Source organism: Leptotrichia sp. oral taxon 879 str. F0557 (assembly GCF_000469385.1).
Taxonomy (GTDB): domain Bacteria; phylum Fusobacteriota; class Fusobacteriia; order Fusobacteriales; family Leptotrichiaceae; genus Leptotrichia; species Leptotrichia mesophila.
The window spans coordinates 1-11,900 of the sequence record NZ_KI271304.1; the positions used below are offsets into that span (position 1 = coordinate 1).

Here is an 11,900-nt window from a genome sequence, read left to right on the forward strand (position 1 = left end):
TTTTTCAAGGCTCGAGCTACTCCTTCCATCACTTTCTCTGGATTTATCATCCAATGAAGCGCCGCATTGGAAAAAATCGCATCAAACTCATTTTCAAATTTCATATTCTGTGCATCTCCCTGTATGGCTTCAATCCCAATTTTTCTTGCCGCTTCAACAAATTTCTGACTTCCATCAAGTCCTAAAACTTTGCACCCATATTCAGTGATTTTCTTAGTCAATACTCCATCTCCACAACCTAAATCCAAGATATACTCATCTTTTTGAGGATTTAACCATTCAATCAGGTCTTCTCCATAAGTTGATACAAAGCGTGCATTTTTCTCATATTTTTCCTTTTCCCAATGCTGACTTATTTTCATTTTATTACTTCCCTTCTATACTTTTTTTTAAATATTACATTTTTTCGCCTCTACTCATTGCTACAACCCCTGTTTTGGCGATTTCAAGTATTCCATAACTTTTCATCATTTCCACAAATCCACGCAATTTTTTCACATTTCCTGTAAGTTCTATTACAAGCGAGTTTGGTGCCACATCTAGGACTTTTCCACGATAAATGTCTGCAATTTGAACGATTTGAGCTCTTGTCTGAGCATCAGATTTTACTTTTATAAGCATAAGTTCACGCCTTATAACTCCTTCTGATGGAAAAATCTTTACTTTCACAACATCAACGATTTTATAAACTTGTTTTTGAATCTGATTTAATGCCTTGTCGTCACCATCAACTGTAAGTGTCAATCTCGCATAACCTGGCTTGTTTGTAACTCCAGCAGTCATCTTGTTTACCGAATATCCTCTTCTATTAAACATAGACATTATTCTTGATACAATTCCACTTGTATTTTTTGTAATTATTAATATTTCATGCTCCTTAATCATTTTCCAGTACCCCTTTCTTACCTATCATTTGACTTACAGTTTTTCCTGCTGGTATCATTGGAAACACATTTTCTTCCTTTTCAACGATACAATCCAATATCACACCTTCATCTGATAAAATCAGATCTTTTAATTTATTCTCCAAATCTGCCTTTGTCTTCAGTCTTTCCGATTTTATACCATAAGCATCAGCAATTTTCACAAAATCAGGATTACATTCCAAATCAACAAAAGAATATCTTCTATCTTTAAATAACTCCTGCCATTGTCTAACCATTCCCAAGAATGAATTATTTATAATTACTATTTTTACTGGCAAGTTATACTGTCTAATCATCATAATTTCTTCAAGTGTCATTTGAAAACCGCCATCTCCAACAATTAACACAACTTTCTTATCTCTCGCCCCAACTTGAGCTCCAATTGCTGCTGGCACTCCAAATCCCATTGTTCCAGCTCCACCTGAAGTTACGATGCTATTAGCATGTTTGTAAGTCATATACTGTGCACTCCACATTTGATGTTGTCCAACATCTGTTACAACAATTGTATCCCCATCCAGAATATCATTAATCGCCTTTAACACTTCCTGTGGAAGCAATTTATCCTTACCAACATCTCTATGTGCCAATGGATATTCCTTTTTCCATTCCTTTACTTTATCTGTCCATTCTTTGTGATCCTGTGGCTCCAATTCCTTATTGATTTCAGAAAGCACATTTTTCAAATCTCCAACTATTGGAACATCAGCCTTTTTATTTTTATCGATTTCAGCAGGGTCAATATCTATATGTATTATTTTCGCATGTTCACAAAATTTACTTGGATTTCCTGCGATTCTATCATCAAATCTTATCCCAGCCGCAATTACTAAATCTGCCTCGTCTGTGGCATAATTTGCTGGAACAGTCCCATGCATTCCAAGCATTCCAAGTGACAAGTCATGATTTTCAGGAAATGCTCCAAGTCCTAAAAGAGTTGTAGTTACTGGCATATCCATTTTATTTGCCAGCTCTAAAAGTTCCTTCGAAGCTCCAGATTTCATGACACCCGCTCCCGCTATAATTAACGGTTTTTTAGCTTTCTTTATCAATGATAAAGCTCTTTTTATCTGTACAGGATGCCCAACATAAGTCGGCTCGTATCCTTCCAGCTGTACTTCCTTGTCAAATAGCTTATTAAATTCATCATAAGATATTTCCTGCTGTTGAATGTCGTTTGGAATATCTACCAGTACAGGTCCTGGTCTTCCTGTTGAAGCTATAAAATAAGCTTCTTTTATAATTCTTGGAATATCTTTAATATTTTGCACCAAATAATTCCCTTTTGTTATTGGAACGGTAATTCCTACAATATCAGTTTCCTGAAAAGCATCTCTACCAAGCAAGTTGCTTCTTACCTGTCCTGTTATTGCCAGTAATGGTACAGAATCCATATGTGCAGTCATAATCCCTGTAACCAAATTTGTTGCTCCAGGTCCCGAGGTAGCAAGGCAAACTCCCACTTTTCCAGAAACTCTCGCATAACCATCTGCCGCATGCACCGCCCCTTGCTCATGTCTTGCAAAATAATGTTTAATTTTACCAAAGCTGTAAATTTCATCATAAATTGGTATTACCGCTCCACCAGGATACCCAAACATATCAGTTACGCCCACTCTATGAAGGCATTCCAATAGCATTCTTGCACCATTTATCATTTCGTTACTCATTTTTCAACCACCTTTTCTTTTTGATTTTTTTATTAATTTTTCGATAATTTAATTTCTTGATTTATAATATTTCTAATAGTATTTCCCATTTAATACTAAATCCCATTTAAAAATAGGAATGATTTTTTAGATATCTTGATTAATAAATATTTTTTCATTTTTATTTTCGTAGGATTGCTCATTCACAAAACCTTATCTTGCAGTAAAGGTTTATCCTAATAATCAAAATTATGGCAAGAATTGCTACGCAATAACCTATTGGCTAGTCTACGACACTCTCTGCACTGACAAAAAACTCGCTACACTCAAACAGTTTTGCCAGCACAGAAAAATGCTCCGACAGATTATTTATACTAGACTTTATTTAAAAAATGAAAATTATATTTTAATTATTTGAAAATATTAGGCTTATATCCTTTATTAAAAAAGTTTGTAATAATTTCGTTATTTAAATGGGATTTAGTATAAACAGTAAATGTTTAATAAATTTTTAATTGCATACTATTTAACTTTTCTATTCTATCTCCTGAGAATTCAATCTTTTAACTACATATCCTTTTTTGTTAAATTCTTCTATTATTTTTTGAATATGCTCCTCACCATTTGTTTCCACCGTTACCTGAAGTTCCACATCGTGAAATCTATTAAGATTTTTAAACTGATTATGATCAAGCCTTATAACATTTGCATTTTGTTCAGATAAGATTTGCGATACAGTAACCAGCTGTCCTGGTTTATCAGGCAAGTCAACCGAAAATCTAAATATTCTCCCTCTTACAATAAGCCCTTTATTTATCATAGAAGAAATAGTCAGCACATCAATATTTCCTCCACTTAAAATTGATACAATCTTCTTTCCTTTTTCATTAATTTTTCTAAGTGCCGCAACCGAAAGAACTCCTGCATTTTCTGCAACAATTTTATGTTTTTCAACTAATAGAAGAAATGACTCCATAAGTTCATAATCTGAAATTGTAATTATATCGTCCACATAATTTTTTATATAATCAAAATTCAATTCCCCAATTTTCCTAACTGCTGTTCCATCAGCAATTGTATTAGTTTCAGGCAGTTCCACAACATCTCCATTTTTTAGAGCTGCAATTGCCGAAGCTGCTCCTTCTGGCTCCACACCGATTATTTTTATCATAGGATTTTTCAGTTTTGCCGCAAGTGCAATTCCTGAAATTAGTCCTCCACCTCCAAGTGGCACAAGAATTATATCAGCATCAGGTAATTCTTCTAACACTTCAAGTGCAATCGTTCCCTGTCCTTCCACAACATCATCATCATTAAACGGATGAATAAACACATACCCTTCCTTCTCCTGCAATTCTCTTGCATAATTATAGGCATCATCGTATTCTTCTCCTGCCAAAATAACTTCAGCACCATATTGACGAGTTGCTTCCACCTTTATAAGCGGTGTGTATTTAGGCATTACAATAACTGCCTTAATTCCTAGTTTTTGAGCTGCAAGAGCCACACCCTGAGCATGATTCCCTGCTGATGAAGCAATAACTCCCTTTCTCTTCTCTTCTTCTGTCAATTTTGCAATCTTGTTATATGCTCCCCTAATTTTAAACGAACCTGTTCTTTGTAAATTTTCAGGCTTAATATAAACATCATTTCCAGTTTCTTTCGAGAACACTGAACTGTGAATCAATTTAGTTTTAGTAATCACAGTGCTTAATCTCTCTCTTGCTTCTATAAAATCATAAAGTTTATGCAATCTCTTCACCTTCTTCAAAAAATTTTATTTTAAATATCTATTTTTATATAATATTTTTTTATTTATATTTTTAACGTAAGGGCATCAATCGCCATGCCCTTACATCCCCGCTTTACGCAAAACTTTCTTATAAAGAAAAAAGAAAACTCGCTTTTGAATTTCAATTATTTTAATAAAAGCAACTGCATTTCATTCAAAATATATTCCAAAAGCTCAAACAGTTCTTTTTCCTTTAACGAAATTTTGCTTATTATTTTTACTATTACAAGTAGTATCGTTAAGTTAAAAATTCCGTGAATTTTTAGAAACAAAAATTACAGAAAAAAATACCCATTAACTATAATTCTTTTTACAAAATTTAAAATTGCGGCTACATTATCTATTTTTTATTTAAATATTAGATATTTTTTATCTTTTCATTTAAAAACTCTATTATTATATTTACAATTTCTGGCTGAAACCAATATTCATCAGAATGTCCTGCCCCAGTTACTACATATCTTGTTGATTCTATCCCTTTTTCAATTAATGCCTTGTGAAGTTTTTCTGTATGGATTGGAGGGACTAAAGTGTCTGCATCTCCGTGCATCAATAGAAATGGTGGGGTTTTGTCGGAAATATATGATATTGGGTTTGTTACTTTTATATCATTTCTTACATCATTTAGCCAAAATTTCACTGATAATAATATTGCCCTGTAACCTTCATCAATATCATCTGGAATTTCAAAATCCACTTCTCCAAAGTCTGTTACTCCATAAATATCAATAACTGCCTTTATATCGCTATTTTCAGATAAATTTTCACCTTTGTCAAAATCTCTTGTTCCATTTGTCGCTCCAGCCATTGCTACAAGATATCCACCAGCAGAATCTCCCATTATAGCTATTCTTTCCTTATCTATCCCATATTCATCAGCATTAGCCTTCAAAAATCTGATTGCTGATTTTACATCTTCCACACTTTGCGGAAATACTCCATCAGGAATAGTTCTATATTCCATGCTTGCAACCACATAACCAGCCTTTGCAATTTCAATTCTTTGCTGTAGATAATTTTCCTTGTAGCTATGTGCAAATGAGCCACCTGTTACAAACAGCACTGTTGGAAACTTTCCTTCTCTATTTGGTTTCAAAATATCCATTTCCAATTTTATATTTTTTCTAAAATAGCTGACTGGCTGTGAATAAGTAACATTCACTATTGATTTTATCTTCTCTTGTGTCAGCTCAATATTTAAAACTTTACTTTCTCCACCATTTCCCATTTCAATCTTCTCCTTTGTTAAAACACATTAATCCAATATTTCAATAGCCCCTCTATCCGCAGAAGACACGTGCATTGCATATTTTCTCAAATACCCTTTTACTTCAATTTTGAATGGTTCCAATTTAGCTTTTCTTGCTTCAATTTCTTCATCCGAAATTTTTATATTTATTGTTCTGCTTGGAATATCAATTTCAATAATATCTCCATCTTGAACTATAGCAATATTTCCACCCGAAGCGGCCTCTGGCGAAACATGTCCAATTGAAGCTCCTCTTGTCGCTCCTGAAAATCTTCCATCTGTAATCAATGCAACATCTTTATCAAGTCCCATTCCAGCAATCATCGCAGTTGGTGATAACATTTCTCTCATTCCAGGTCCACCTTTTGGTCCTTCATATCTAATAATTACAACATCTCCTGCTACGATTTTTCCACCAACAATTGCTTCTACAGCTTCTTCCTCACTATTAAATACTTTTGCTGGCCCTGTATGCTGTAACATTTCTGGATCTACTGCTCCTTCTTTAACAACACAGCCGTCTGGTGCCAAATTTCCTTTTAATACTGCAATTCCACCAGTTTTGTAGGCTGGTTTATCCCAAGGCTTGATTACATCATCATCATTTATAAATGCTTCTTTTGCAAGTTCTCCTTGAGTACGCAATGCTACAGTTTTTGTATTTTCATGCAATCTTCCATTTTCAAGCATTCTTTTCATGACTCCTGTTACTCCACCTGCTCTATACAAGTCTTCTATAAAATGTTCTCCAGATGGCGATAATTTACACAATTGCGGAGTTATTTTTGCAATTTCATTAAAATCCTCCAATGTCAATTTTATTCCTGCTTCATGTGCTATCGCTGGCAAGTGTAGAGCTGTATTTGATGATCCACCAAGAGCCATATCCATTGCAACCGCATTTTCAAATGCTTCTCTTGTCAAAATATCTTTTGGACGAACATCTGCTTTCAATACTTCCATAATTTGCATCCCAGCTTTTTTAGCAAGCCGTATTCTTTCTGAAAATACTGCTGGTACAGTTCCGTTTCCTGGAAGCCCTAGTCCAAGTGCTTCTGTTAAACAGTTCATTGTATTTGCTGTATACATTCCTGCACAAGATCCGCAAGTCGGACATGCCATTTCTTCAACAGAATTAAGTTCTCTTTTAGTTATTAATCCAGCTTCATATTGTCCAACTGCTTCAAACACATTGCTAAGTCCTATCTTCTTACCTTTATACACTCCTGCAAGCATCGCCCCTCCACTTACAAATATTGACGGTATATTTAGTCTTGCAGCTGCAATCAACATTCCAGGCACTACCTTATCACAGTTTGGCATAAATACAATCGCATCAAACGGAGTAGCCATTGCAACTGCTTCAATCGAATCTGCGATTATGTTTCTTGTTACCAGTGAAAATTTCATCCCAATATGATTCATTGCAAGTCCATCACAAATTCCAATTGTATTAAATTCCATAGGAACTCCTCCAGCCATTCTTATACCATCCTTCACAGCCTGAACCAAGTTTTTCAAATGAACATGCCCCGGTATAATTTCATTAAATGAGTTAGCTATCCCAATAATTGGACGATCCATTTCCTCACTTGTAAATCCTAGCCCTTTCAAAAGCGATCTGTGTGGAGCTCTAGCCTCCCCTCTTGTCAAGTTGTTACTTCTTCCTTTTCCTTTCATTGTCATTGATTTCACTCTCCTAAAATTTGTTTTTTTTTCATACATAGTTAATCTCAATTTTTAAGATTTCCCTATATATTTTTATCTATAAAATATCAGCAAACTTTAAAAATAATCATTTAAAGTTATTTGATTATATTTTATCACATATTTTATAAAATTTTTACTTATTTTTCTTTATAAATTGCATTGAATACTTTATTTTTACTAGTTTTTAAAAAAAATAAAAGACGATTTGTATATAAATCGCCTCAAAGTTACAAAAACAATAACAGTTTTTTTATTATTCCATATAATTCTATCAATTATTTCCCAGTAAAATTAGCCATTACTTCTCTATCATTTACCGATACAACAAAATCATTGTTAGAAACTTTTAAGGCAACGTATTTTCTATTTTGTACAACTTTAATTCCTAAAATTTCAATAATCAGTAATAATGATAAGACTAAAATTAATAATGACATAATTTCCTCCAGTTTTTCAATTTTTTGATTCATTTATCTGTATGAAATTATTATATCAAAAATCAATCATTTTGTAAAATATATATTATATATATGGCTTATATATTCTGTTAATGTTAAATGAATTTAAAATTTATCTTGCTTTCTTAATCATTTCAAGTGTTTCCTCAAATTCTTTTTTTATATCCTTATCATCTGGACTTTTAACCAGTCCTAATCCTTTTCGTACTAATTTTTCAGCAGCGTCATAATCTCCTAAGTTTAAATACAAGACTGCTAAATTATCATATGCCCATAAATTACCCTTTTGAATAGATGCATTATACCATTTTATTGCCTCTTTTTGATTTCCTTCATTATCAAAAATTAGTCCTAGCCTATTTTCTGGCGATCCATCTTTTTCAAATTTTACCGATTTTAAATACCATTCTTTTGCATTCTTATAATCCTCTAACTCAGCATATGCCGCCGCAATCCAAAAATAATTTTCTGTATTATCTGCTACTTTCTGATATTCTTTGTAATATTTTATTGATTTTTCATATTCTTTTTTTTCAATATACAAATTTGCTAAGTTTGAAATCGCAATAAAACTTCCATTATCTATAGCCTTTAAATACCATTTCTCAGCTTCTATATGATCATCTTTATTATCATATAAAACTCCTAGCTTATTTAAATAATCAGCATTATTTGGAAATTCCTTCACATATTTTGCAACCAATAGTAATGCCTTCTTTTCATCATTTTTCTCGTATGCCTCCTGTATTTGTTTTTCCAGCTTTATTTTCTCCTCCTTTGTCATTGCTGAAAAACTCTGAACCCCTAAACCTAAGTTTACAATCACTAATAATAAAATCAAATATTTCTTCATAATATTTCTTCCTCTCTACTTCTTGTTTAAATTTTTTTAAATCTTATTTAAGAATTCTAGTTATTCTGTTCTTATCTATTCATACTTTTTATAATTTTTTATTTGGTTTTAAATATAACGTAAAAATAATAATAAATTTAATTATTGCTTTCAATTTCTCTAATAGATTCCTGTATAACTTTTATCTTTTCTGTATCTTTTATTTTTCTAGCCTCACTCAACGCCTTTCTAAGCAATTGTAATGATTTTGTATTATCTCCCAATTCAGCATAAAGTACTCCTAAATTTATTTTTGCATCTAAATTATTTTTCTCAATTGCCTTCAGATACCATTTCATTGCTTCTTTCTGATTTCCTTCGTCATGGTAAATCATTCCCAAAATATTTTCTGAATCTCCTTCTGCATCTTTATTATAATATTTCAAAAAATATTTCTTTGCTTCTTCCGGATTTTTCAATTTATAATTTAAAGAGCCCATTATAAAATTTACCTCATCCCCGCTTTCAAGATTTTTATTATCGATTTTGCTAAGCCACTTTAATGCTTTTTCATATTCTTCCATTCCCATATAAACTATCCCTGTTAATAGCCTTATATCATATTTCTTCCCATCATCTGCTATAAAAGGATATTTTTTCTGCATCTCTATCGCTTCATTTAATTCTTTTTCACTTTCATTCTTTTTGCCCATGTCATCATACAACATTCCCAATACAGCTTTTAATACAACATTAGTTGGATTTTTTTGTATATCTTCTTTTAACATTGATATTGCCTTCTGTCTATTCCCTTTATCATATTCTTCCGACACTTTCTCCATCACTTTTTCAAATTCCTTAGAATTCATTTGTGAAAATCCTTGTATTCCAAAAATCAAATTAGTTAGAATCACCACAAAAACTAATAATTTCTTCATTTCTATACCTACCTTTTTTCATTATTTCTTTGTTTTTATTTAATTAAAAATTTCTCCGTTTATTGTATCACAATTATTAAAAAAATCAAAATTTTACATAGACTTAGACAAAGTAAAAGAATAGAAGTCGTTATTATAGTAAAAATTACACAAAAAAGCAACCTTACTTTCCTTATAAATAAGAAAAAACATTAATTCCATTTTTCCTTACATTCCTTGACTTTATCTATTTCAAAAATAACTTCTTAAATTTCGCAATTTCATAAAAAGAGCCACAAACCACTATCACCTTATACCGACTATTCTTTTCCAAAACCATTTCTTTTACCTGATTATAGGCATCTAAAATATTGTCTTCAAAAATAATATTATTTGTCAAAATATTTGCATTTTCCAGATTTTTCTTTATTTCATTGGCAGAAAGTCCGTAAGTAACGTCTTTTAGAGAAGTTATAAAAATTTTGCAATTTTTTTCCAAAATTTTCTCAAAAATATTTGCAATATCCTTTGTTCCAAGTATCGAAAGAATAAAAATCACTTCATCGTTTTTAAAAAGTTCATTCAAATTTTCTACAAGAACTCGCACAGAATCATCATTATGAGCCACATCCAGAATTGTAACTGGATTTTGTGAAAAAATCTCAAACCGCCCAGCCAGGGAAATTTCATCAAGTCCTTTCTGAATAACTTCATCGCTGATACTATAAATTTTAGCAATTTCGTAAGCAATCAAAAAATTATTTGCCTGAAATTTTCCAAAAAGTGGCAATTTAAATATTTTTTCCAAATTATGTTTATTTTTTTTATCTTCAATATTTTCAGATTCATCTAAATTTTCACTTTTCAAAATCTTTATAATTGTCTTATAATTTTGTGTATCCAGCTCGACTTGCAAATTTTCATACTTTTTCAAGACATTTACCGAATTATCAGTTTTCTTTTTTACCGCATTCTCCAATTCAGCCAAATTCTGAGCATAAATGCACAGCTGTCCATCTTTTATAATCCCAGCTTTTCTGTCTGCAATTTTCTCAAGCGAATTTCCCAAAAGACTGATGTGATCAAAACTCACATTTGTTATAGCCGCAATTGCCGAATTTACAACATTTGTAGCGTCATATCTTCCGCCAAGACCAGTTTCCAGAAATATAAAGTCAGGATTTTTTTCCTCAAAATAAAGCAAAGCCATAAAAGTCGTTATCTCAAAAAAATTTATCTGCAACGAGTTTTTTTCCAAAATATCCATAACAACTTCATAATACTTCACAACATCCTCATCAGAAATCATCTCTTTATCTACTAAGATTCTCTCATTAAACCGTAAAATATGTGGCGAAGTAAACTTTGCAACAGAATATCCCGCTGAGAAAAAAATACCCTCTAAAAATGTAACTGTCGAACCTTTCCCATTCGTTCCTGCAATATGAATAATTTTCTTATTTTTACACGGTTCTCCCAGCAACTCATATATTTTTTTCAGTTTTTCATTATTTTGATTTAAAGATTCATTAGTTATTCTTTTATTAATCGTTCTCATATTAAAAATTTTTTCTAAAATCTCATCTATTTTCATTATCTAATTTTCTCAATATCTCCTTTATTTTTATTTAGTATCATAGATTGTATAATAATATTGCAACAAACTAAAAAAATATAGAAACTCATGATAATTTCGCGTTAAAATATTAGTAACTACAAAAACATTGACAAAAGGAAATATATCATGAGCCATAAATATTTTACCATAAACGAAAGAAATAAACTAGAGGTTCTGTTAAAAGAATATTACAGGATTTCTAAAATTACTCAAATTCTTAATAAGAACGGAGCTACCATTTATCATGAGATTAAAAAAAATCTAAAAATTACTCCTGAATTGAAATTCCTAATAGAAGACAAATTCTGTAAAACATGATCGTCTTAATAGATTGCTGGGAGGGAATTAAAAGAAAGATTGTCCTTCAAGATTATCTATATCTAACTATACAGCAATTTTCTGATTATCTACCTTAATAATTGGGGGAAGAAAGTAAAAACTAAAGAGACAAAACGAAAATTTAATATCAGAAAGTCAATTAGCGAGAGACCAGAAGAAGCCAAGAAAACAGATTGGAAATTAGACTTGATAGTTGACCAGAGCCTGTTTTGCAATATTTGTGAAGTTAAAGACGAGATTCATTTTATGTAGCAATAAAAATAGCAGATAAAAACAAAAATTCAATGCTAGATATAATAAAGCAACTGACACCAAATATTCCAAGAGAAGTTTTTAAAACTTTTACATCAGACAGAGAGAAAGAATTTCAATGCCTATAAACTCAAGACCAAGAAAATGTTTAAACTATG

The 11,900-nt window shown here is 31.5% G+C and carries 10 protein-coding genes; all 10 read right to left on the bottom strand.

Translation table 11 applies throughout. The features are described from left to right. Positions 1–362: class I SAM-dependent methyltransferase (locus HMPREF1552_RS03730; RefSeq protein ID WP_021743751.1), on the bottom strand; the 362-nt coding region annotated here is incomplete at its 3' end. Between the two features lie 34 nt (positions 363–396). Continuing rightward, the gene (ilvN, locus tag HMPREF1552_RS03735; RefSeq protein ID WP_021743752.1) at positions 397–885 is read right to left on the bottom strand and encodes an acetolactate synthase small subunit; all 489 of its coding nucleotides are present in this window, start codon (positions 883–885) and stop codon (positions 397–399) included. Next, a complete protein-coding gene (gene ilvB, locus HMPREF1552_RS03740; protein ID WP_021743753.1) occupies positions 878–2,596 on the bottom strand; it encodes a biosynthetic-type acetolactate synthase large subunit in 1,719 nt (572 codons plus the stop codon). The genes ilvN and ilvB overlap by 8 nt, the downstream gene beginning before the upstream one ends. 514 nt (positions 2,597–3,110) lie before the next feature. Then, positions 3,111–4,328, bottom strand: a complete 1,218-nt coding sequence (ilvA, locus tag HMPREF1552_RS03745; RefSeq protein WP_039901130.1) for a threonine ammonia-lyase — start codon at positions 4,326–4,328, stop codon at positions 3,111–3,113. A gap of 397 nt (positions 4,329–4,725) precedes the next feature. Beyond that, positions 4,726–5,595 carry an alpha/beta hydrolase gene (locus HMPREF1552_RS03750; RefSeq protein WP_021743756.1) on the bottom strand — a complete coding sequence of 290 codons (870 nt, stop codon included), beginning with the start codon at positions 5,593–5,595 and terminating at the stop codon, positions 4,726–4,728. 27 nt (positions 5,596–5,622) lie between these two features. After that, positions 5,623–7,302 carry a dihydroxy-acid dehydratase gene (gene ilvD, locus HMPREF1552_RS03755; protein WP_196808118.1) on the bottom strand — a complete coding sequence of 560 codons (1,680 nt, stop codon included), beginning with the start codon at positions 7,300–7,302 and terminating at the stop codon, positions 5,623–5,625. Between the two features lie 299 nt (positions 7,303–7,601). Next, positions 7,602–7,763 carry a hypothetical protein gene (locus tag HMPREF1552_RS03760; RefSeq protein WP_039901132.1) on the bottom strand — a complete coding sequence of 54 codons (162 nt, stop codon included), beginning with the start codon at positions 7,761–7,763 and terminating at the stop codon, positions 7,602–7,604. A gap of 133 nt (positions 7,764–7,896) precedes the next feature. After that, positions 7,897–8,637, bottom strand: coding sequence for a lipopolysaccharide assembly protein LapB (locus HMPREF1552_RS03765; protein ID WP_021743759.1), 741 nt, complete (start codon positions 8,635–8,637; stop codon positions 7,897–7,899). Positions 8,638–8,774: 137 nt separating this feature from the next. Further along, positions 8,775–9,554 (bottom strand): lipopolysaccharide assembly protein LapB, encoded by a 780-nt coding sequence (locus HMPREF1552_RS03770; RefSeq protein WP_021743760.1) that lies wholly within the window; start codon positions 9,552–9,554, stop codon positions 8,775–8,777. Between the two features lie 226 nt (positions 9,555–9,780). Next, positions 9,781–11,127 carry a folylpolyglutamate synthase/dihydrofolate synthase family protein gene (locus tag HMPREF1552_RS03775; protein WP_021743761.1) on the bottom strand — a complete coding sequence of 449 codons (1,347 nt, stop codon included), beginning with the start codon at positions 11,125–11,127 and terminating at the stop codon, positions 9,781–9,783. Between the last annotated feature and the right edge of the window lie 773 nt (positions 11,128–11,900).